The following is a 24,003-nucleotide window of genomic DNA, read 5'->3' as shown; positions in this document are numbered from 1 at the left end:
AAAGCAGACAGACATAGGGGCGTTTGTAAGGGGCACGCATCGGGAAAATAATGATCAGCCATTTAAAGGGGAGGGGTACGGATCATGACGCAATCACCGATTTTTTTCAAGCCAGTGTTTAAAGAAAGAATCTGGGGCGGCACCGCTTTACGCGATGTCTTCAGGTATGACATTCCATCAGAAACAACAGGGGAGTGCTGGGCCATTTCCGCTCATCCAAAAGGACCGAGCACTGTTGTGAATGGCCCGTATAAAGGAAAGACATTGACCGAGCTTTGGGATGAGCACCGGGAATTGTTCGGAGGCGTGGAGGGAGACCGGTTCCCGTTACTGACGAAGCTGCTGGACGTAAAAGAAGATATGTCGATTAAAGTCCATCCCGATGATTATTACGCTGGAGAGAACGAACAGGGAGAACTCGGCAAGACGGAGTGCTGGTATATTATTGACTGCAAAGAAAATGCAGAAATCATTTACGGACATACGGCGCGTTCAAAAACTGAGCTTGTCACAATGATTAACAGCGGTGACTGGGAAGGCCTGCTGCGAAGAATCAAGATTAAGCCGGGTGATTTTTATTATGTGCCGAGCGGTACGATACATGCTTTATGCAAAGGAACGCTTGTGTTAGAGACCCAGCAAAATTCAGATGCCACATATCGGGTCTACGACTATGACCGTCTCGAAACAAGCGGCAAGCCAAGAGAGCTTCATTTTGCAAAAGCCATTAACGCGGCGACCGTTCCCCATGTGGACGGATATATAGACGAATCAACCGAATCAAGAAAAGGAATAACAATTAAAACGTTTGTCCAAGGGGAATACTTTTCCGTCTATAAATGGGACATTGATGGAGAGGCTGAGCTTTCGCAGGATGAGAGCTTCTTGATATGCAGTGTAATAGAAGGAAGCGGTTCGCTTACGTATGGAAAAGAAACATGCCCGCTTAAAAAGGGCGATCACTTTATTTTGCCTTACAATATGTCCGACTTCACAATTAAAGGCACATGCACATTGATTGTGTCACACATGTAAACTTAATCTCACTTAGAGATTAAGTTTTTTATTTTTCAAAAATGGAATGGATTGACCTATAAATAGAGCATACGCGTGCCGATAAATAAACTAGTTTTATATACTCATTGAATAAGAAAGAGGAGAAGGAATGAAAAAGAGATTAATCGCACCGATGCTTCTGTCCGCCGCGTCCCTTGCCTTTTTTACCATAACCGGCTCTGCACAGGCTGCAGCGTATACGGACTACTCGATTTATAAGGTGGAGCCGGCAAAAACATTCAGTACAGAAAGCCAAGCCTCTCAGGCCGCCGCCAAATTGGAAAAAGACACAGGCTGGGATGCCTCCTATCAGGCTTCAGGAACAACAGCAACCTACCAAATTACCGCTACAGGCATACATAGCGAAGCACAAGCTAAAACCGTGCTGAGCGGACTGACAAAACAGACAGCCATTACAGGCACATCCAGTCCAGTCGGCAGCAAACAGCCGTATATGACCATCACGTCCGGCGCAATACCAAGTGAAAAACAGGCCAACACCCTGCTGGCCAAGCTTAAGCAGGAAACAGGGGTATCCGGCGCTGTGAAGATGTCCGGCACAGCCCAGTTTTACATGAACGTGGTTACCTCGGAAATAGCAGATGAGATGAAGGTAAAGGAGCTTATCCAAGGCCTGACAAAGAAAACGGGGATAAAAAGCACGTACCAGCCCGTTACTCATGAAGTGTCTGTAACAAGCATTCAATCAGGTGCTATTATCGGAGACAGCAAGGCTGCCCAAGTCAAAAACGCATTCCAAAAAGAATCAGGACTGAAGGCATCATTAAAAGAAACAGCGAAAGGCCAAGCCTATTACACGTTTACAACAGCCTCTATATCAGGTGAAGCAAACGCCAAGACTTTGTTACAGCAGCTGAAACAAAGCACCGGAATTACGGGAAGCTACAAGTCAATCAATCAAAAAACTACAGCAGACGTATACAATGTCCAATCGGCTTATTTCAAAGGGCTGAATACAGTGAAGGATGCCATCAGCCAAATCAAGAAAAACACTGGGGTGTCCGGATATTATCAAAAGGTCGGCAAAAGCACATCATATACGGTAAACATGAAGAATTTGACAAAACAGCAGCTTCAAAAGGTCGACGCATTTTTCAAAAAGAAAAAATGGCATTACACGTCATCTGCCGTGAAAAAAACGGCAACATCATCTGCCTATCAAATTACGACTGCACAGATTTTAGGTGAGCAGCAGGCCAACAAAGCTGCGGCCTTCTTCACACAGAAAAAAGTAAAGGCAACGAAAAAAGCGACTGGAAAAAAAGCCGAAAACCAATATCAGCTCATTTCTGAAGAAACAACAGACCAAGCAAAAGTTACAAAAGGTTTGAACGTTTTAAAGAAGAATAAGCTAAGTGCTGCAGCAAAAACAGTAAAAAAACAAACTGCCAACACATTTAAAATTACAACTGAATCTCTGCTGGATGCGGCAAAAGTCAATGAAGCCATCACGTTCTTTAAATCGAATCAGATTTCAGCCGCAAGCAAAAAAACGGGTCAGACAACAGGAAGTAAATATCAAATCACCACTGAGGCGATCATCAGCCAAGAGGACATCGATCGTGTACTTGCTTTTTTCAAAAAAAATAACGTCTCTGGCACAGCCGCGAAAACAGGCGCAACAGCATATACACAATACAAAATCCTGACATCTCAGCTCAGCAGCAAAACAGCATTGAACAATGGACTGAACTATTTTAAAGCTCAGCAGTTAAGCGCGAACTACACGACCAAAAGCAACACGCTTTATAAAATTAGCCTTAACGAGCAATTCACAGGCAATAGCGCAGCTTCAGCGGCATCAGCGAAGCTGAAACAATTATATGGATGGACATCATCCACTGTAAAAATAAAAAACGGTCCGCAAATCATGAAAACGAATTATAATCTCTCGTTTCGTGATATGGTTCAAAAACAAATGAAAGTCAGCCCGCAAACCGACGGTGCAGCTTACGTATCCCTCGCGTATATCAATACAGCAACCTCTACGGTTACAGCTGATGTACTCAACATCCGGTCAACGCCGGCAGTCAGTCCGACGAACGTCATCGGCCAATTAAAAAAAGACGATAAAGTGAAAATCATCGGCCAGACAAACGGCTGGGCCAAAATCAATATGGGGTGGAGAAACGCTAGCAGTGATGAAGTAGGACAATACGTTGACCCAAACAACTTTTCCATGGACAGCAAATACTACTTCCAATTTCTTAAGCTGTCACAGACAGCCGGCCTCAGCGTTGCCGAGGTCAATCAGAAAGTGCTTGCGGGCAAAGGCATTCTGACAGGAAAAGCAAAGGCATTTATCGATGCCGCAAATAAATACAGCATCAACGAGCTATACTTAATCTCACACGCTCTCCTTGAAACAGGCAACGGAACATCCGATTTGGCCAATGGTTTAACCTATAACGGAAGAACTGTTTATAACATGTACGGAATCGGCGCATACGATAGCAACCCGAACTACTACGGCGCCAAATACGCATACGATCAAGGCTGGTTCACACCAGAAGCCGCCATTATCGGGGGCGCCAAGTTCATAGGCTCATCCTACATTCATAACACAGCCTACAATCAAGACACGCTATACAAGATGAGATGGTCAGCTACAGCTGCACACCAATATGCAACAGATATCGGCTGGGCGTACAAACAAGTAAACCGCATGTACAGCCTGTATTCATTACTGGATGGATACACACTGTATTATGATGTTCCGGAGTATCAATAAATAAAAAAACACCTTTTGCCGCGGCAAAAGGTGTTTTTTTATTATCTTTTAAGAACTTTATCCTCTAACGGTTCCTCTTCCTGAGGGAAAACAATTTGATCAATGACACGTTCACTTGCTTTCCCATCCAGATCATCAAAGAAATAATGTACAAATGAATCAATTTGATCGAAGTTATATTTCTCTTCTTTAATAATAGAAATCATTTGCTCAGACGTTTTCGCAAGCGGGCCTGGGATAAAGTCAAAGTAATCGTAATAGAAATCACGTTTCCGAATATAATCATCAACATCATAGCTGAAGAAGATCATCGGTTTATTTAATAAAGCATACTCAAAGCATACTGAAGAATAATCCGTAATCAGAACATCCGTCACAAGCAATAGCTCATTGATTTCTCTGAAAGAAGAGAAATCATAAAAGAAATCGCTGTACTGATAAGGGATATTGGCGTCGTTCCGAACGAACGGATGTATTTTAAATAAGAAGATATATTCATCCTTTAATTCATGATACAGACGGTCAAAATCAAGTACCTCAAAAGGATAATGGGCTGATTGCTGTCCATTTCCGCGGAAAGTAGGCGCAAAGAGGATAACCTTCTTATCTTTAAGGAATGGATATTCCGTATAAAGACGTTCCTTCACAAATGCTTTTTTCGCTTCATCAAAGAAGAAGTCTGTTCGCGGAACACCGGTAGCAATCACATTCTCAATGTCCACGCCAAAGCCCTCTGCATAGTGCTTCCGTATATTTTCAGAGCTGACAATAACCTTCGTGTAGTTTCTGTGGTTTTTCGAATGCGGTGACGGTCCTCCCGGCAGTCCGATGCGGCTGTAGCCGAATGTCTTAAAGGCGCCGACAGCATGCCACAGCTGGACAAGATCAGCATTTTTACGGATTTTTAACGGATAAATAATCGGATAAAAATCATCTATAAAAATGATCTTGCTAGTCGCAAAATGATAAGCCATTGACATTAGTTCAGACAGGCTTTTTCTGTCACGTATGCTGCTCTTTAAGAAAAATTTAAAATCAAAGTTTTCTTCCCGCTTCAGCAGTTCCTCGTAAACAAATTCAAAGTTGCCTGTCAAATCAAGACGGCTGTCGGAAGCAAAGACGATCTTGTTCGACTTAATTGGAAGCAGGCGGAACACATCATAAGCAAAATGGAACAAGCTCGTATTCAGCTTGCGCAAAAAGCGGTTTGCTTCTTTTCCGGTATCAAGCTCCAAAAGGCTCGGATCAATTTCCTGCAGTTTGTTGCAAGACAAATTAATCGTCTTTTCGCTCTCATCATAGTTGACAATCAAATTGAACTTCATCAGCTTTTTAGCTGAATGAAATTCCATCTTTGTCGCATACACATCATTAGAGAGGAAACTGCTGACATTTCCGACCGTATGCACTTCCTGGTGTTTGATATTTTGGTCATCGACTGCCTCGATTTCGAGAAAGAGCTTATACTCGCCTTGGGGAAGAGGCTTGTCATTCATCAATTTAGAAAAGTTAATCTGCTGTGAAAATCCTGCCCATTTATAGGCTTCAGGCACATTTGCAGTATTGATGGATAACTGTTCTACAGGACAATCGCGCAACGAAACAGCTGTGAATAAAACACCGTTGTTCACCAATAATAAACGTTTGCGGACCTGATCCTCTTTTTGCAGAGGCAGACCCTTAATATACATATAACCCGCAATCTTAAGGATCGACCCATTCCAAGAAAACTCAGAAATTTTTCTGACAGGCACTTGCTGATTTTCTTCGACACGCTTCGTTTTATCAAAAAGAGAAAAGACTCTGTTATCTGTTGGATGAACAATCAGAGCTGTATTTTCTTTTTTCGCTTTCTTTCTTGATCTGAAAAGTCTGTTCTTAATCTTTCTGGCAAGCTTCACTTTGTACCTCACTTTCTCCTAATCGGCACCAGATGTTAAAAATGATGAAATAAAATCGGCTACCCGCTCTGAAGATTTGCCGTCTTGATGGGTAATAAACTTCTGCGAAAAAGCTTCAATCCGCTTCGTATCAGCTTCATGCACATTCTCGATGTCTCGTACAAGCGATGTAACGTCTTTAGAAATCGGCCCGGGCACAAATGATTCAAATGGATAGTAGAAATCTCGTTCTTCTAAATAGTCTTCTAAATCCGGGCAGTAAAAATACATCGGACGCTTCAGCAGGCTGTATTCGAAAATGACTGAAGAATAATCGGTTATCAGTCCATCAGAGATTGCCATCAAATCATACAAAGAGTACGAATCGGATAAATCCAGCACAAAATCATCCTCTTCCGTACGCGCGTGCTGGCGCATATACGGATGAAGATGGAGCATGACGACATAATCTTTATGGTTTAGCGCTGATTTTAATTGTAGCAGATCAAGCGGGGTAGCGTAACCCTCTTGATGATGTCCGCTGCCTCGAAAGGTAGGAGCATACAAAAGCTTTTTCTTATGCTTAAGTTCAGGATAAGCCCGATCAAACTGATCTTGAACAGTGCGAATATGTTCCTGATCATAAAAATAATCTGTTCTCGGTATACCAAGCGGCAAAATCTGCTCTTGCTCCATTTGAAAAGCTTCAGCAAAATGCGGAACGGCAGCGGGTGCGCTGACAATCGCATAGTCATAGTTAGAATGCACAGGAACGATCTTCAGGTAATCGGAAGAAGGTCCAAACGGCTTGTTCACAATGCTGTAGCCAAATTTTTTAAACGCACCGCAAGCATGCCAAAGCTGGATGGCTACTGTTTCCTTTCGTTTGGGAACAACGTACAAAGGAAAATAATAATCATCCAACAACAGCACACGGCATGTGGCAAGATGATATAAAGAGCTGAAAAGATGAAGCAAATACGAAGCTCGTCCGATCAACCCCTTATCCATCTTGCGAAATAGCAGGGTAATACGAAGAGACGGATCTTGCTCCAGCTTTTCATAGACTGCTTTGAAATTATCACTTAAATGATCCTCACGATAGGAAGCTATGACAACTTTGTTATGCTGTACTGGTAATAAAGCGCTCAATAGTTTATAAGCAGTGCCGAATACTCCTTTTATAATTCGTGTAAGGAATGTTTTCACTGTTTAAATGTCCCATTCAATAACAGTTTTTCCCCAAGATGAAGTCAAATCTGCTTCAAACGCGTGTGTAATTTCCTCAATACTGCGTACCGGAAAGCGTCCGCCGACTAATGTTTCTAAATAATCAACGACTTCTGGGTATTGAGCTAAAAAGTCTACAGTACGGGCAAAATCCTCGCGTCCGCTGCGGCTGCTGCCGATCAGCGTAATCCCTTTTTCAAGCACCATTCTTGTTTCAATTTCCACTGGGTATTCCGATACGCCTAAGAGCGCTACACATGCTTCAGGATGAACATGGGCGATGATCTGTTCAATCGCGCTTTCACTGCCGCGTCCGCCTACACATTCAAAGGCATGATCGATTCTCACATCTTCAGGAATGTCGTTGATTTGATAAGCTGCATCAACAAAAGAGAAATGATCAAGTTTATAAGGCGTTTTTCCGAAAATAAACACTTTGCTGTCCGGATATTTCTTCTTCAAAAGAAGCGTCATGATAAATCCGAGGTTTCCGTCTCCCCAGACACCAAATGTGTCACGCTTCTTATGCGCCATCCGTTCAAATCGGGAAAGCGCATGGACTGCAATGGTGATTAGCTCGGTAAAAGCTGCTACATGCGGATTAATGCTGTCCGGAAGTTCAACGAGCCGATCCGCGGCCATAAACATGTAATCCTGCATGAAACCGTCATAACCGCTGGAACGGAATCTGCTGGACCGCAGATAATTTTCCGCAATCACTTCATGCTCTTCAACCGGTGTATTCGGCACCATGACAACCCGTGTTCCGACTTTAAAAGTGCCGGTCGGATCAAACATCACTTTTCCGATTCCTTCATGGATCAGGGCCATCGGCAGTTTTTTATCCATGGCTTCTTTGCCGCGGGAACCAGTGTAATAACGCTGGTCGGCAGCACAGATGGATAAATGGGTAGGCCGGACGACGACCTTATCTGAATGGACAACTTTATCTTTATACGTCACTTCAAATTGTCGGGCAGAAACTAAACGATACGTTTGATTAATCATTGTGAAATTCGCTCCTGTAAAATGGCATTTGCCACTTTTAAGTCATATGGTGTCGTTACTTTAATATTAAAGACTTCACCGCGAACCAGCTTCACTTTTTCACCAGCTAGTGAACAGATTTTACAAGCGTCAGTCAGTACGGCTTTTTGATCATCTGAGAGCTGATTATAAAGTTCGACCAATTTGCTGATGCGGAAGCTTTGCGGTGTTTGTCCCTGATACATATTATCGCGTACAGGAATATCAGAGATAAACTCTTGGTCTTCTGAAGCGATAATTGTGTCAATGGCTGATATGACTGTGTCGACAGCGCCATATTGAAGAACAGCATCAATGTTTTCCTCGATAATACGATGAGTCAAAAATGGGCGCACAGAATCATGGGTAATAATCACGTCATCATCCTGAATGCCAAATTCTTTTTCGATGTAACGGATACCGCTCATAATTGATTCATTGCGGTCGCTTCCGCCTTCCACCACGACCAGGCGATCATCGTTTCCAATGAATTTCTTTAAAATATCTTTTGTATGGTTAATCCACTCTTTAGGTGAAACGATTAAAATCTTATCGAAACGGTCATTTAATAAAAATTTTTCAACCGTATGAATAATAATAGGACGTTTATTTAACGGCAAAAACTGTTTTGGCATATTGACATTTCCCATGCGGGAACCTTTTCCACCGGCTAGAATCTCAGCATAAATCATAAAATGACTCCTTCCTTACCACAATTCATAATGTTTTATAAAGGGTTTTCATATTATTTGCAATACCGATCTTTATTATATATAAAGATCAGTATGATTTCTCGTTTATATAGCGTAAAAGCTGCTTGCTGGCATTTCCTTTAGAGTACAGATTCCATTCATGGGAAAAACGCTCCACTTCAGATTGAAGCTTGTTTATATCTTGCATCTGTTCTAGGAGCATTTCTGAATCAATGCAAGGCACCCCAGGTATCATCTCTGTATAATTTCTAATCAAACCGCGTGTTTTGTCGTAAGCAACCATATCATACGCATAAAACAGAATGGGTTTGTCCAACAGAGCAAATTCAAAAGGAACTGAAGAGTAATCCGATATTAACAGATCGCTCATTTTTAAAAGGTCTGCAAGAGGGAGATCTGATACATCTTTTATCCACTCATTATTGACAGGTAAATCTGCAGATTGTTTCATAACAGGATGCAATTTTACTGCAAGCAAAAATTCTCCTTTTAAATCATATGCCAGCTGTTTTTCTGAAAATGGCAGCGAAAAGCTTTCAAACTGATGATCCCTGAAAGTCGGGGCATACAGAATGATTTTTTTCCCTGCCGGCAGATGGTGTTTGCATTTTAGTTCATGACCGTTTTTGCCGGCCTCATAGTAAGCATCAGTTAATGGCACGCCAAATCGAAGAAATTTATCCTCTGTGATATCGAAAAATTCCTTGAATATGTCGGCCATGTGTTCAGAACCGACGACAATCCGGTCAAATGAAGCATATACCTTACGAAAGCGTCTCACGTCAGACCGGGAACGGTTCTGAGTATTGATATCCTTTAACCCAAAGCGCTTAAACGCCCCGTTCGCATGCCAGACTTGTATGCACTCAATATCCGGCCGGCTGGCCAAAACAGTTGTTAGAACAAAATAGTTATCAACAACCACGGCTTTACTGCTCAGCATAGAAAAGACCGCTTTACATATATGAAGCGGGTGTTTTTCATTAATAACTGAGACGGAGAGTGCCGGAAATTCATCTGCCAGTGATTTGGCGTGCTGGGTAAGCAGCACATTAATGTTAAAGGAATATTGTTCCTCCTGATATTCCTTTAACAGAGCACGGGCATTATCAGGAAAAGAGACAAGCAGGGTCAGTTGATTCCCCGGTTTTACCCAAAAGAGTAAAGCGCCAATGACTTTTATGAACAAAGAATAAAAAAACGCAAACATAGATTGAGGGTTCACCCTGTCATCAGCTCTAATGGGCTGTCAAAGATTATCCGCTGATACAGCGAATGATTCATATATTTCATTTAAACCATAGCTCCTTTAAAGACCGTTTACAAATGGCGTGATTGATCTTTAACCTGCCCTGTATATTGCGGCTTGGCTGAAGCTCGTTCATGCTTCAGCACGGCTGTAACATATTTAGGAATGCTCAGCATTCTTCTCCAGCGCGAAGGGTTGGTGATCAGCCTGTACATCCATTCAAGGTGAAAACGGATAAAAAACGACGGCGCTCTTTTTACATTGCCGCTAAACACATCAAAACTGCCGCCGAGCCCTACAGCTACAGCTTGAGGGAATAAATGCCTGTATTTATGGATAAAGAACTCCTGAACAGGGTAACCTAACGCGACAAACACCATATCCGGCTTTGCAGCAGCAATCTTGTCTGCCACTTCACTTTGATCCTTGACATAGCCGTCAGAGTATCCGGCAATTTCAACTCCAGGATAATCACGGCGGACTCGTTCGATTGTTTGCTCAATAACATGTTTTGCTGCACCGTAAAAGAAAACACGCTTTTTCTTTTGGTGAGCCTTATCCAACAGGGACGTAAACAAATCATAGCCGGCTATTCTGGATTGAAGAGGCCTTCCGATTAACTTGGAGACCATAACAACACCAATACCATCCGGCAAAATAAAATCAGCAGATGAAAGAACTGTTTCATATCGCGGATTTTGCATCGCTTCAAACCCGATCTCTGGATTTGCCGTAACAATAAACGCTCCTTTGGCCTGATCCAAATATGAAGTTTCCAAATGGGATACAAATGAAGACAATTCACCGTCTACAAAATCTAATTGATTAATGGGTTTCGTTTGCATTATGTCAACCCTCCTTTTCATCTATATGTCTATAAAAAACATGTGTCATTCGTATAGTTTGTGTAAAGACCATAATTCATCACTTTACCTGAAAACATCTTACCCTATCATACCACAAAAATCTTTAGGAACTTTTAACATTCACATTACAATTCCTTCACGTTTTGACGATGAATTAATATGAGGAGGGTGTACAAAATAAATGACGTAACACAAAGCAAATCGTTTCACTCAAATTGATGACAAAAGAATCGATGTTTCCATAAACGAAAGCTTGGTATAATGAAATGAGATAAGGCATTAGACCTGTAAATTTTATACAACAACATAGATTTATCCCAAATATTATTAGCAATTGACATTTTTAAAGAGCCTTAACTTTTATAGGAACTTATGCTATTATTGTTCATTATTAATGGTACGTAAAATTTATGTCGAAATTATAAACAGTTTGTTAAGTTTTTTGGTTTTTATCTGGCACTCTCAGTTGAAAACGGTTGGAAGGTGATGTTATCTAATGAAGAAAGTGATAACGTACGGAACATTTGATTTATTTCACTATGGACATATGAAGCTGCTTGAACGAGCAAAAGACCTCGGAGATTACTTAATCGTAGGCTTGTCTACAGATGAGTTTAATTTGCAAAAACAAAAAAAATCGCATCATTCTTATGAACATAGAAAACTCATTTTAGAAACAATCGATTTTGTGAATGAAGTCATTCCAGAAAAAAACTGGGAACAAAAAATCTCAGATATCAAAAAGTACGGAATTGATACGTTTGTCATCGGTGATGACTGGAAAGGGAAGTTTGATTTCTTAAAGGAATATTGCGAGGTCATATACCTTCCAAGAACAGAGGGCATTTCAACTACTCAAATCAAAAAAGACATGGCTAGTCTATAGAAGTACTAATTAAAAGAGGCTTGAAGTAATGTTCAGTTGCTTCTTTTTTTCTTGTGTGCGTGAATTATAAATTTTTGCTCTTTAAGGAGTTTATGATGAAATCGTTTATTTTAAATAAATGCAGAAGTTTATTAATTAAGGTATATTCGGTGCTGTTTCAACTTTTCGCTCTTCTGCCAAGAAACAACAAATTAATTTTATTTGAAAGCTATTCTGGCAAACAGTTTAGCTGCAATCCCAGAGCAATCTACGAATATCTTCAGGAAAATAAAGATAGATATGACTATAAGTTAATATGGAGTATTGATAAGCGTTACATGTCGGCATTAGAAGGTGTGGATGCAGCATATATTAAAAGGTTTTCTTTCAAGTGGCTTTGGTACATGGCCACTGCAAAGTATTGGATAACAAATAGCCGCCTCCCATTATGGATCCCAAAACCCAAAAAAACATTGTATGTGCAAACGTGGCATGGCACTCCGTTAAAAAAGCTTGCTAATGATATGGATGAAGTGCATATGCCGGGGACTACAACTGAAAAATACAAACAAAATTTTCTGCGGGAAGCTAGCAAGTGGGATTATTTAATTTCTCCTAATGCTTATTCGACTGAAATTTTTAAAAGTGCGTTTCAATTTAACAAAGAAATCATAGAGGCTGGTTATCCGAGAAATGATATTTTGTATTCTTCAAATAAGGAATCATTAATTAAAAAGGTAAAGCAAGAGTTAGGAATTAATGAGGATAAAAAAGTTATTTTATATGCACCAACATGGAGAGATAATGAGTTTAAGAAGGTTGGCCAATATAAATTTAAACTCCAATTTGATTTAGAAGAAATGAAAAGAGAACTTGGAGAGTCTGTAGTAATTCTTCTAAGAATGCATTATCTAGTTTCAGAACAGTTTAATTTAGGCAAATATAATGATTTTGTTAAGGATGTTTCTTTATATAAAGATATAAGGGATTTGTATTTAATTAGTGATTTGTTAATAACAGATTATTCTTCTGTTTTTTTTGATTATATAAACTTAAAAAAACCCATTGTATTTTTTGTGTATGATCTCCCGATTTATCGTGACTCTATTAGAGGTTTTTATTTTGATTTTCAACAAAAAACCCCAGGAAGCTTTGTGCAAACAAGTGAAGAACTTATTAAGACAGTTAAAGATTTGCTGCATAACCCTTATATAGATAATAATTACGAGCTTTTTTACAATGAATTTTGCAATTTAGAAGATGGACAGGCTTCTAAAAGAGTTATTGAGACGATTCTTTAAAACTTCTATACAAAGAGGTACTAACATGTTTTCTATAATTATGCCAATATATAACTCCGAGAATTACTTGAAGGCTTCAATAGAGAGTGTTATCCAACAATCAATCGGTTTTAAAGAAAATATAGAACTTATATTAATAGACGATGGTAGTGTGGACCACAGCTCTCAAATTTGTGAATTATATAAAAAAACATATCCGAATAATATCAAATTTTTTAAGATTGAAAATTCAGGGCCTTCTGCCGCTAGAAATTGTGGATTGTTGAATGTAAGTGAAAAATCTAAATTCATTGGTTTTCTAGATTCAGATGATGTACTCTCTAAAAATGCTATACAAAGTGTTTATAATTTTTTTTGCAATTGCGGAAAAGATACAAATATAGCTGTTTTGCCAGTTTATTTTACAGGTGAAAAAAAAGGCGATCATAAGTTAAATAATAGATTTGAAAAAGGGACCAGGATTATAAACATTCTTAAAGAGTATAAATCTGTCCATTTTTATATTGGAGGAACTTTTTATAGAAGGCAAATTATAAATCATAAGGTTCTGTTTGATGAATCCATGGATTTCTGGGAAGACGCTATATTTATCAATCAGTTATTGCTAAATGAAAAAAGTTACGGAGTAGTTGCAGAAGGGAAATATTTCTATAGAAAGCGGAAAGAAAAGAATTCATTAGTGGATGGTTCATGGTTAAACAAAAATAGGTATTCTTATTTGCTGGATGTAAGCTATATGACTTTGTTTATGAAGTCAATCGAAAAATACAATGCTATTCTTCCTTATATACAATATTTGATTATTTACCATATAAAATTGTTTTTGTATCCTAGTTATCGAGAGATTTATAAGACGGTTTTAAATAAAAGTGAGCAAAGAGATTTTATTCATTCTTATATTAATATTCTCAAACATATCGATACGCAATATATAAACGAACAAGATATGCCTATATATTATAAAGAATTTATGTTTTTTCTAAAAGAAGAAAATACAGAAGGTCTTGAAAGAATAAAAAAAGAAAAAATATTTCAAAGTTCCTGCACTGTTACTAAAACAAAGATTAAAGGGTGGAAACTCGAATTAACTGGACACTTTATTAACCAGTATTATGAAATGCAAGAAAGTGATTTCATATATGTAAAGTACTTTAAAACTTTAAAAATATGCAAGCGCAAAGAATTGAAAAAATCTATTGAAGTATGGGGATATAAGTTAAGAGATTTTAAATATGCTGGCTTTGTTGTTGAAATACCAATTTGGGCCTTTGCTTTCGAATTTATTTTAAAAACATCAGATAGTGCTATAAAGCTTAATCATGTAAACATATTTAGAAGTTTACTCGTGAAAATTTTCAAAAGATAGTTAAAGAAGATAATTATATTCATATTACCAAAATATTGATTTTTATTCAAAGGATTAAACAATTTATTCACAATGTTTTTCTATCTATTACCCGGATTCTTTTTAATATAAACATTTTGTTAGGAGTAAATTTGTATGGAAGATAAGAATTATAAATTTGATTTTAGTGTAATAATGCCAATTTACAATGTGGAAATGTATTTAACTGACGCTATAGAAAGCGTGATTAATCAGACTTTAGGCTTCAATAACATTCAATTAATACTTGTTAATGATGACAGCCCTGACAAAAGTGAGATCATATGCAGAGAATATGAACAAAGGTATCCAAACAACGTAGTTTATGTAAAGAAACAGAACGGCGGAGTTAGCAGTGCGCGAAATTTCGGATTAAAGTATGCTGAGGGGAGATATGTTCAATTCCTTGATCCGGATGATTTAGTTTCAAAAGAAACATTTGAAAATGTTTTAAACTTTTTTAACCAACACAAAGAAGATATTGATATTGTAGCAATACCAATATTTTTCGAAGAAGGAAGAATTGGAGAACATAACCTTAATAATAAATTTACTTCGACAAGAATTTTGGATGTGGAAAAAGAGCCACAACATATATTAACCCATTGCTGTTCTACTTTTATAAAAAAAGATGCTTTAACAAATATTTGTTTTGATGAGAACTGTAGAATCGGGGAAGACGCCAAGCTGGTTAATTTAATTATATCAGGTAAAAAAAAGTACGGTTTAGTTAAGGAAGCTAAATATCACTATAGAGTAAGAGAAGACGGTTCGTCTGCAATGCAGAATGCTAAAGCAAATAAAGATTGGTTTAACCATTCACTTATTACATTTTCTAAGAGTTTAATTAATATGACAAAGAATCATGAAGAAAAAATACCTCTGTTTCTTCAATATATGATTATGCATGATCTGAAGTGGAAATTATTAATTAGGGATATTAGTGAAACACCTTTAAATCAAAATGAATATCAAGAATTTTTAAAATTAATTCGAGAAGTACTTTCATATATCGATGATAGTGTCATTATTGAAGCAAAAAGTATAAGTCATTTTTATCTTTATCATGCTTTAAAAATAAAACATGGTGAAAATTATAATAAGTATGTATATGAAATAGAAACTGACCAAGATTTTTATTTGTACAGAGAAGATGAAATTGTATCTAAATTATCAAATCAAACTCTAACTATTGAAATCTTAGAAGAAAATAAGGATTCTATTCATATAGAAGGTTTTTGGAGCTCGCTATTTAAAGCAAAAGGTTTTGATTTTTATGCTAAAATTGGTGAAAAAAGAGTAAAAGCAAAGATTATAAAAAGACAGCATAATGATTATGTTAGTTTAGGAGAAGTAATCAAAAAATATCCTGGTTTTTCTATAGATATCCCAAAAAAATATCTTACTGGCAATCACCATATAGAATTTTTTATCACTAAGGGCAATAAGAGAAAAATGACAAAGCTTCGTTTCTTTAAGTATTCAGGTTTATCAAATGAATTATTTAATTCCTATGCCGCTAAACGAGATTATATTTTTTATTACAATTATAAAAAATTACTGTTCGAACAAAACAACTTTAAAAATAGATTTATAAAAGAATTTCGTTTCTTGAAAACTCTTAATAAAATAAGCGGTAAGTCAAAGAAACGAAAATCAGCAATTAAAAAGGCTATGTTGGCACGAGTGGCACATCATGTGTTCAGTTTTTTTAACAAAAAACCAGTATGGTTATTCGTAGATAGACAAGACAAAGCTGATGATAATGCCGAACATCTTTATAAGTATGCTATCAATCAGAACGATGGTGTAAAAAAGTACTTTATTATAAAAAAGGATAGCAAAGATTATGACCGAATTAAAAAATATGGAAAGGTAATTCCCTATCGATCTCTCAGACATAAAATTTTGACTTTGGCTTCCTCCAAAGTAATATCTACACATGCAGATATATGGGTTGTAAATCCATTTTTCAATATGGAGATATATTTTAGAGATCTATTTAAATTTGAGTTTGTCTTTTTGCAGCATGGAATAACAATGGCTGATCATTCAGAGTGGTTAAATAAATATAGTAAGAATATAAAATTGTTAATAACATCAGCAAAACCTGAATATCGTTCTATTATTAAAGGGAATTACAATTATAAAAAAGAAAATATCTTTTTAGGCGGATTTCCGAGATACGATAATCTAAAGAAGAGTGAAGGGGAAAAGCAGCTTTTAATAATGCCTACATGGAGAAAGGATATTGTATTACCAAAAGATCAGGCAAAGGGAGTTAGACCTTACAATCCAAAATTTAAAGAGAGTGAATACTTTGCAAGGTATAATGCATTAATTAATGATGATAGACTAATTGAATTTGCTAAAAAAAACAACTATAAAATAACCTTTTTTCCACATCCAGACATCCAACAACAAATTGAGGATTTTAAAAAGCATGAGTACGTAGAGTTTGCTGATTATAACAGCAGCTATCAAATGTTATTTAATTCATCAAATATAATGATTACTGATTTTTCATCTGTAGCTTTCGATTTTGCATACGAGAAAAAGCCTGTAATCTATTATCAATATGAAAATTCATATCATTTTAAACTTGATTATTATGATTATAAGAAAATGGGCTTTGGAGATGTAATAAATAATCATGATAGCTTAATTGATAAAGTTATCTATTATATGAAGAATAATAGTCGTATGGAAGATAAGTATAGAAAAAGAGTAGACAACTTTTTTGCATATACTGATAAAAATAACAGACACCGCATTTATAATGCTATTCTGCAATTAGACAATAATAAAGTTGCTAAATAAGTTTTGTTTTATATAGGCATTAAACTAATGAAAGGAGAAGTTCAACGGGAACTTCTCCTTTTAAAAAGTGAAAAAAAACTCAACATCTGTTACAATAATCTGCGGTGCTTTCAAATTTCTTTAACCGAAAGATCCCAAAAATCATTTAAGTCTAAGGAAGATAAACAATGAATGCATTAGTAAGAATCGTAAAAGAGCAAGTGACATCGTTTCCTTTAATTTTGCGCTTGGCTTCGTATGAGACAAAGTCTCAGTATCAGATGAATTATCTTGGTGTATTATGGCAGTTTTTAAATCCCCTCATTCAAATGCTGGCGTACTGGTTTGTATTTGGCATGGGAATTCGTAACAGTAAGCCGATCATAACGGGTATCGGAGAAGTGCCTTTTATTGTTTGGATGCTGGCTGGTTTGATTCCATGGTTTTTTATTAGTCCGACGATTCTTGATGGATCAAACAGTGTGTTTAAGCGGATCAATATGGTCGCGAAAATGAATTTTCCGATCAGTTCGCTGCCATCTGTCGTGATTGCTTCAAATTTATTTAGTTATTTTGTGATGATGGGTGTTTATGTCATAGTTCTGTTAGCAAGTGGTATTTACCCAAGCTTGCATTGGATACAATATATTTACTATTTAATCTGCATGATTGTATTTATGTTTTCGTTTAGTTTGTTTAACTCTACAATCAGTGTGCTTGTCAGAGATTATCAATTTTTGCTGCAGGCCGTTACCAGATTATTGTTCTTCTTGCTTCCGATTTTTTGGAATATATCAGAGCAGCTTGGAAAAAATCATCCGAACCTTCTGCCTGTGCTGAAACTGAATCCGATTTATTATTTGATAGAAGGATTCCGGAACAGCTTCTTAGACGGGAAATGGTTTTTCCAAGATATGAAATACACGCTGTATTTCTGGCTGTTCACTTTTCTTTTATTAACAGTAGGTTCTATCCTGCACATGAAATTCAGAGACAAGTTTGTTGACTTTCTTTAATACGTAAGGAGATTGTACGATGAAACTAAAAGTTTCGTTTCGAAATGTTTCAAAGCAGTATCATTTGTATAAAAAACAATCGGACAAGATTAAAGAATTGTTTTTTCCGGCTAAGGATAATGGTTTTTTTGCTGTGCGGAATGTCTCCTTTGACGTGTATGAGGGAGAAACAATCGGCTTTGTAGGGATAAACGGGTCGGGGAAATCGACTATGTCTAACCTGCTGGCTAAAATTATTCCGCCGACCAGCGGTGAAATTGAAATGAACGGCCAGCCGTCGCTGATTGCGATCGCGGCCGGTTTAAATAATCAATTAACGGGCCGGGACAACGTCCGGCTCAAGTGTTTGATGATGGGTCTAACAAATAAAGAAATTGATGACATGTATGACAGTATCGTTGAATTTGCGGAGATTGGCGATTTTATTAATCAGCCGGTTAAAAACTATTCCAGCGGGATGAAATCGCGTCTCGGTTTCGCGATTTCCGTTCATATTGATCCGGATATTTTAATTATTGATGAAGCGCTCTCCGTAGGAGACCAAACGTTTTATCAGAAATGTGTAGACAGAATTAATGAGTTTAAAAAACAAGGAAAAACCATTTTCTTTGTCAGCCATTCCATCGGCCAGATTGAGAAAATGTGTGACCGCGTTGCTTGGATGCATTACGGCGAACTTCGGATGTTTGATGATACAAAAACCGTTGTGAAAGAGTACAAAGCGTTTATTGACTGGTTTAATAAGCTCTCGAAAAAAGAAAAAGAAACATATAAAAAAGAGCAGACGGAAGAGCGCAAGAAAGAAGATCCTGAAGCTTTTGCCCGTTTCCGCAAAAAGAAGAAAAAGCCAAAATCACTGGCCAACGCAGTACAAATTGCGATTTTATCTATCCTGTTAGTTTTTGTTGCGGGTACGATGTTTTTTGACGCCCCGCTTCGAACGATTGCTTCGTTTGGCGCAATTCCGCAGAATGAAGTCAAGAATCACCATAGCGATGCAAAGGGCAAGATGGAGGAAAGCCTAACTGCAATGAATAAAAAAGGCTTTATAGCTGATGAAGAAGTGACAGTCTATAAAGACCAAGATCTGAAAAAGAAGGCCGGTGCTACACTGCCTTTCGGTACTGCAGTGACGGTAAGCGCAAAAGGCAAACAAGCAGCAAAAGTTAAGTTTCACGGACATTCTTATTTTGTGAAGCAGAATGCTGTTGCGACTGATGTGAAGAAGGCGGAATTGCCGGCTTCTGCTTTTACACCCCATGTCCAGCAAAACGCAGCAGCTTCCTATGAATACTTCCTGAAGTTCCTCGGAGACAGCAGTGACAGTATTCAATTGAAACTGAACGGCTTTACAGAAGGAGAAACAGCTGACGGCAGAAAGACTTTGGATTTTGATTATGAAAAGATCAGCTATGTATTGGAAGATAATAAAGCTTCACAGCTTATCTTTCACAACATTTCTCCCGTTACTCCAGCGTCATTATCATTAAGTGATGGAGATGTATTGTATGACAGCAGCAAGGATCGTTTTCTTGTGAATACAGCTGATCAGGTCTTCGCAGTTGATAATGAAGAGCATACGCTGACTTTAATGTCGAAATAAGAAAAGGCTATTGGATGAATGTCCAATAGCCTTTTTGTTTAGATTTCTTCTTTGTTTAATAAGTTTTCCATGAATGGAACAAGCTGTCCGCGGAGTTCTTTATCTTGCATCGCAAATTCAAGAGTTGTTGTGATAAAGCCAAGCTTTTCACCAACATCATAGCGTTTGCCTTCAAAATCGTAAGCAAACACTCTTTGAATTTCATTCAGCTTTTGAATGGCGTCTGTCAGCTGAATTTCTCCGCCTGCGCCAACCTGCTGCTCCTCTAAGTACATAAAGATCTCAGGCGTAAATACGTAACGGCCTAAGATGGCAAGATTAGAAGGTGCTGTGCCTTTAGACGGCTTCTCAACAAAGTTTTTCACCTGGTAACGGCGACCTTCACTTGTCAGCGGATCGATAATACCGTAGCGGTGAGTTTCTTCTTCAGGCACTTGCTGAACACCTATAATAGAAGAAAGTGTTCTTTCATACTCATCCATTAACTGGCGCAATCCTGGTTTTTCCGCCTGAACAATATCGTCTCCAAGCAGAACCGCAAAAGGTTCATCGCCGATAAAGTTACGCGCGCACCACACAGCATGTCCAAGCCCTTTAGGCTCTTTTTGACGGATGTAGTGGATGTCAGCCAGATTGGAAGATTTTTTCACTTTTTCAAGGAGTTCAATCTTTCCTTTTTCTTCAAGGTTTCTTTCAAGCTCAGGAGAGTAATCAAAATGATCCTCGATCGCACGCTTGCTTTTACCTGTTACAATAATAATGTCCTCAATACCGGACTCAACAGCTTCTTCAATTATGTATTGAATGGTTGGCTTATCTACGATAGGAAGCATTTCTTTCGGCATTGCTTTCGTAGCCGGCAAAAATCTCGTTCCGAGACCGGCTGCAGGGATTATGGCCTTACGTACTTTTTTCACTTTCAAAGCACCTTCCTTAAGAACAGATTTAGGTTCAGCTTTATGAAATGCTGAGTATTTAAAATTTTGGAGTTTCTTTTTTCTCAGTACCCTATTTTCAATCTGTTAAACACATTTAATCATATAAGAAAAACCAATATTAAACAAGGGTCAATTCAGTGGGATTTAGATCTGGAAAATATAGAAAATACAAAAAATATCATTAGTTAATTTTCAGTAACAGATAGAGGTTATCGGCTTAAAATGTTCCAAAAAGTTCTTGAGATTTAACTGTTTCTTCATTCTAGAGCCAGCTGATTAAACATGATATAATGTACTTCTGAAAATGACTGTACGATTTTTAGCGAAAGGTAATTATAAATTATGACGATTAAGGTTTCTCATCCTAAATTAGCATATGTTTGTTCAGGGCTTCACTCTGCAAAAAAAAACAACATTAATTCAATTGATTGGAATTATCCAATGGACATTGTTACTTTAAATCATGAGCCTAATGAACCTTCCTTTTTTAAAGATGCTGCTGTTATCAATTTGTACAGCTTCTTTAAAGGGCCTGAACCTCAGAAACATAAAATAGAGCATCAGGTTGAAGAAGAAGGTTTAACGTATGTTCAAGAACAAGACAAACCAATATTTCGATATTACCGTGACGGGCGTTATATAAAATATCAAAGATTTACATCAGGGGGAACACTTGCTGTCGCGGATTATTTTAATGATAATAGGCAAAGGTTTAAACGAGAGGAATATGATGCAAACGGCTATGTACACAGCTTGATGTACATGGACTTGGAGACCAACAAACCAAAGCAGCATCTCTTTTTGAGGGCTGACGGCACCTGTTATATGACTAAGTGGTATAAGCATGATGGATCGACTGAAAAAATTATTATTTTTGACGAAAAAGACAGTATAGAGGGTGTATTATATTCAGAAAATGAACTTTCCCAGTATTTTCTGAGCCGCTTGATACATGAAACGGACTATCTGCTGTTAACTTCAGAAATGAAAATTTATTCAATGCTGAAGCTTCTTTCAGCGAAATATTCGACAGCGTACTTAGGTTTTATAGAGACGAATGATATTTTGAACAACCCTGAAGAAGAAATAAACTATCTTGATGCTTACGTAGTCCCTTCTTTGACGAGATATAATGACACGATTGAAAGAACGGGACCCCGTTCGAACATTTACTATGTTTCTGAAGAACCGTTTGCCCGCAAACGTTTTGTGGACAAACTTATTGATCAAGTGCCTTTTAACAATAAATTGAGAGATATGAATGTTGAGCTGTTAACAGCAGAATGGCGATCAAAATCTGACTTGTACTTGTCAGCAAAGGCAGCATTTAAAGGTGAAGTTCCGGCCCATTCCGTTGGTCGTAATAAAATGTACTGGAAACTAAAAAATAAGAAGAGCGGCACCGAATGTACGTTTAGCGCTCAGGTAAACAGAGAGGTAGATTTAATTTTTACTGTAAGCGGGACACTTCGTATTCACTCAGCATTAGATGACCTCTCTACGATTGAATTGTATCTCTGTTCTGAGTGGGATAATAGCTTCTTTGCTATGAATGTAAAAGTGAATGACAAAAAGGAAATTCCGTTAACGGAACAAAATATCTCAGGCTGGCGAATCACTTTGGATGAAGAAAATAATCATTTGCTAATTCACACAGCTGAAGGATTTAGGAGAAAACTAATCAATCGTCTGTTTGTTAAAAAGAATCAATAGCAGCGAAAGGTTTTACAAGAAGAAGGAGCTTGAAGATGAGAAGGATCTTTTCACTAATTTATGAAATAGACATTGAAAAAGGCGGCATTACAAGCTCTATGATGTCAAGGTCGTATACTTTTGCAGAACATGGCCATAAAATTGACTTGGTTACACTTGATTATAAAGACAACTATGACCAGATTGAGCAAGAGCTGAAAAAGGCTGGAAGGCTGCATCCTGATGTGAATCTTATCAATATCTATGATTACTATAAAAATCAGCACACCGATATCAAAATAGGTGTTGAGCAGCGAAATGGCTATGAACAAATTCTTGAACGCTTCGAAGAATCTTATGCTGTTTTTCATAACGAGGCAAAATTAGAAACTGAATACTTCAAAAATGGTTTATATATAAAAAAGAAAAAGTGGGATGAGTCGGATCATCTTTTATATGTGGACTATTTCAATGAAAATATGCAAATCATAAAGCGGGAATATTTTAATGGTGAGTATATAAATAAAACTGTCTTCTTCGATACGAGAACAGCAAAAATAAATCAAGTTTGTTACACAGCACCTGATGGCTTTTGTTATTTAACGGAATGGTATCATTTTCAAACAGGAGCCAGCCAGGGAGTTGTACTGTTTGAACGAAATGAGAAAGAAGCTGCGTTTTTTAAAAACAAGCATTCATTTCATACACATTGGCTTGAAGAACTGTGTGAAAAAGAAACAGACCCTATTATCATCTGTGATGGAGTCGGGAGTGCTTCAAAAGTAAATGAAATGCGTGATGGATTGGCAAAACGCTTTTACTGTGTTCACTCAAATCATTTAGATTATCCTTACACATTGGGCAGCAAAGTTCGGAAAAATCATCAATACGCTATGGAGCATATTAAAGATTACGACGGGCTGATCGTATTAACGAATGAACAAAAAGATGATATCATGAAGGATTTTGAATCAAACCATAATATTTTTGTGATTCCTCATGCTCCAAGAAGGCTTGAAAAATTACAAACCTATGAAAAAAAGAAAAACGAATTTGTGATGGTAGCAAGATATCATGAGGAAAAAGGGATAGATAAGGTTATAAAAGCAATGGAAATCGTGAAAAAATCCCGGCCTGATGTTGTTCTTAATATATATGGAAGCGGTCCTGGCCACGATCAGTATCAACATTTAATTGAGGAGCTTCGGCTTGATAATGTGCATCTAAAAGGCTATGTAGCCAACCCTGCTCCCTTTTACCAGCAAGCGCTAGCCACATTATTAACATCAAAATTTGAGGGGTTCAGCCTTGCCATTTGTGAATCGTTCTCTTGTGCAACCCCAGTGATTAGTTTTGATGTGAAATACAGCCCAAGAGAGCTTATAAAACAACATAAAACAGGAATGCTTGTAGAACCTGACCATATTGAAATGCTTGCTGAAAGTATTATTTATCTCTATGACAATCCTGAGCAAGCGATTCAATACGGAAAGAATGCAAAGCAATTAATGGATACAGAATACAGTGAGGAACGATTGTTTGAAAGATGGGAAGAAGTATTTGAAGTGACGAAATAATACATTTCTATACCATTTTTGTTCACTATATGAGCTTTCTATAAAAAAAGAGCGGA

General features: G+C 37.5%; 17 protein-coding genes. 10 read left to right on the top strand and 7 right to left on the bottom strand.

Annotated elements, in window-relative coordinates:
* The first annotated feature begins 84 nt into the window (after positions 1-84).
* Complete coding sequence (manA, locus tag NSS75_RS19235; RefSeq protein ID WP_268542822.1) at positions 85-1,035, top strand: mannose-6-phosphate isomerase, class I; 951 nt, start codon at positions 85-87, stop codon at positions 1,033-1,035.
* Between the two features lie 130 nt (positions 1,036-1,165).
* Entirely contained in the window at positions 1,166-3,808 is a 2,643-nt protein-coding gene (locus NSS75_RS19230; protein WP_339234496.1) for a glucosaminidase domain-containing protein, read from the top strand.
* Positions 3,809-3,849: 41 nt separating this feature from the next.
* Here NSS75_RS19230 and NSS75_RS19225 read toward each other — a convergent pair whose 3' ends face one another.
* The 6 genes from NSS75_RS19225 to NSS75_RS19200 form a co-directional block, all read right to left on the bottom strand.
* Entirely contained in the window at positions 3,850-5,709 is a 1,860-nt protein-coding gene (locus NSS75_RS19225; RefSeq protein ID WP_216393929.1) for a CDP-glycerol glycerophosphotransferase family protein, read from the bottom strand.
* 18 nt (positions 5,710-5,727) lie between these two features.
* Positions 5,728-6,897, bottom strand: coding sequence for a CDP-glycerol glycerophosphotransferase family protein (locus NSS75_RS19220; RefSeq protein WP_202853593.1), 1,170 nt, complete (start codon positions 6,895-6,897; stop codon positions 5,728-5,730).
* A gap of 3 nt (positions 6,898-6,900) precedes the next feature.
* The gene (locus tag NSS75_RS19215; protein WP_059353651.1) at positions 6,901-7,926 is read right to left on the bottom strand and encodes a ribitol-5-phosphate dehydrogenase; all 1,026 of its coding nucleotides are present in this window, start codon (positions 7,924-7,926) and stop codon (positions 6,901-6,903) included.
* Complete coding sequence (locus NSS75_RS19210) at positions 7,923-8,636, bottom strand: 2-C-methyl-D-erythritol 4-phosphate cytidylyltransferase (RefSeq protein ID WP_059353650.1); 714 nt, start codon at positions 8,634-8,636, stop codon at positions 7,923-7,925. Before NSS75_RS19210 ends, NSS75_RS19215 begins: the two co-directional genes overlap by 4 nt.
* Before the next feature lie 88 nt (positions 8,637-8,724).
* Positions 8,725-9,867 carry a CDP-glycerol glycerophosphotransferase family protein gene (locus tag NSS75_RS19205; protein ID WP_216393927.1) on the bottom strand — a complete coding sequence of 381 codons (1,143 nt, stop codon included), beginning with the start codon at positions 9,865-9,867 and terminating at the stop codon, positions 8,725-8,727.
* A 110-nt stretch (positions 9,868-9,977) separates the two neighbouring features.
* Entirely contained in the window at positions 9,978-10,751 is a 774-nt protein-coding gene (locus NSS75_RS19200; protein WP_127696422.1) for a WecB/TagA/CpsF family glycosyltransferase, read from the bottom strand.
* 517 nt (positions 10,752-11,268) lie between these two features.
* On the opposite strand from NSS75_RS19200, the gene tagD reads away from it, so the two are divergent.
* The 6 genes from tagD (at position 11,269) to tagH (ending at position 19,740) form a co-directional block, all read left to right on the top strand.
* The gene (gene tagD, locus NSS75_RS19195) at positions 11,269-11,658 is read left to right on the top strand and encodes a glycerol-3-phosphate cytidylyltransferase (RefSeq protein ID WP_059353647.1); all 390 of its coding nucleotides are present in this window, start codon (positions 11,269-11,271) and stop codon (positions 11,656-11,658) included.
* A 95-nt stretch (positions 11,659-11,753) separates the two neighbouring features.
* Entirely contained in the window at positions 11,754-12,938 is a 1,185-nt protein-coding gene (locus NSS75_RS19190; protein WP_339234485.1) for a CDP-glycerol glycerophosphotransferase family protein, read from the top strand.
* A gap of 25 nt (positions 12,939-12,963) precedes the next feature.
* Positions 12,964-14,304, top strand: a complete 1,341-nt coding sequence (locus NSS75_RS19185; protein WP_255002075.1) for a glycosyltransferase family 2 protein — start codon at positions 12,964-12,966, stop codon at positions 14,302-14,304.
* A 135-nt stretch (positions 14,305-14,439) separates the two neighbouring features.
* A complete protein-coding gene (locus NSS75_RS19180) occupies positions 14,440-17,142 on the top strand; it encodes a CDP-glycerol glycerophosphotransferase family protein (RefSeq protein WP_255002074.1) in 2,703 nt (900 codons plus the stop codon).
* 167 nt (positions 17,143-17,309) lie between these two features.
* Positions 17,310-18,137: a teichoic acids export ABC transporter permease subunit TagG gene (gene tagG, locus NSS75_RS19175; protein ID WP_059353643.1), complete on the top strand. Its 828-nt coding sequence runs from the start codon at positions 17,310-17,312 to the stop codon at positions 18,135-18,137.
* A gap of 19 nt (positions 18,138-18,156) precedes the next feature.
* Complete coding sequence (gene tagH / locus NSS75_RS19170) at positions 18,157-19,740, top strand: teichoic acids export ABC transporter ATP-binding subunit TagH (protein WP_339234478.1); 1,584 nt, start codon at positions 18,157-18,159, stop codon at positions 19,738-19,740.
* 38 nt (positions 19,741-19,778) lie between these two features.
* Here the strand turns inward: tagH and galU are convergent, their stop codons facing one another.
* Positions 19,779-20,657: a UTP--glucose-1-phosphate uridylyltransferase GalU gene (gene galU, locus NSS75_RS19165; RefSeq protein ID WP_044159515.1), complete on the bottom strand. Its 879-nt coding sequence runs from the start codon at positions 20,655-20,657 to the stop codon at positions 19,779-19,781.
* A gap of 360 nt (positions 20,658-21,017) precedes the next feature.
* On the opposite strand from galU, the gene NSS75_RS19160 reads away from it, so the two are divergent.
* On the top strand, positions 21,018-22,391 hold the full coding sequence (locus NSS75_RS19160; protein ID WP_326324024.1) for an alpha-glucosyltransferase N-terminal domain-containing protein: 1,374 nt from the start codon (positions 21,018-21,020) through the stop codon (positions 22,389-22,391).
* Between the two features lie 35 nt (positions 22,392-22,426).
* Positions 22,427-23,947 carry a glycosyltransferase gene (locus tag NSS75_RS19155; RefSeq protein ID WP_326323963.1) on the top strand — a complete coding sequence of 507 codons (1,521 nt, stop codon included), beginning with the start codon at positions 22,427-22,429 and terminating at the stop codon, positions 23,945-23,947.
* The last annotated feature ends 56 nt before the right edge of the window (positions 23,948-24,003 follow it).

Source organism: Bacillus sp. FSL K6-1012 (genome assembly GCF_037964915.1).
Lineage (GTDB): Bacteria > Bacillota > Bacilli > Bacillales > Bacillaceae > Bacillus > Bacillus halotolerans.
This window is presented reverse-complemented; position numbering and strand designations above follow the sequence as displayed.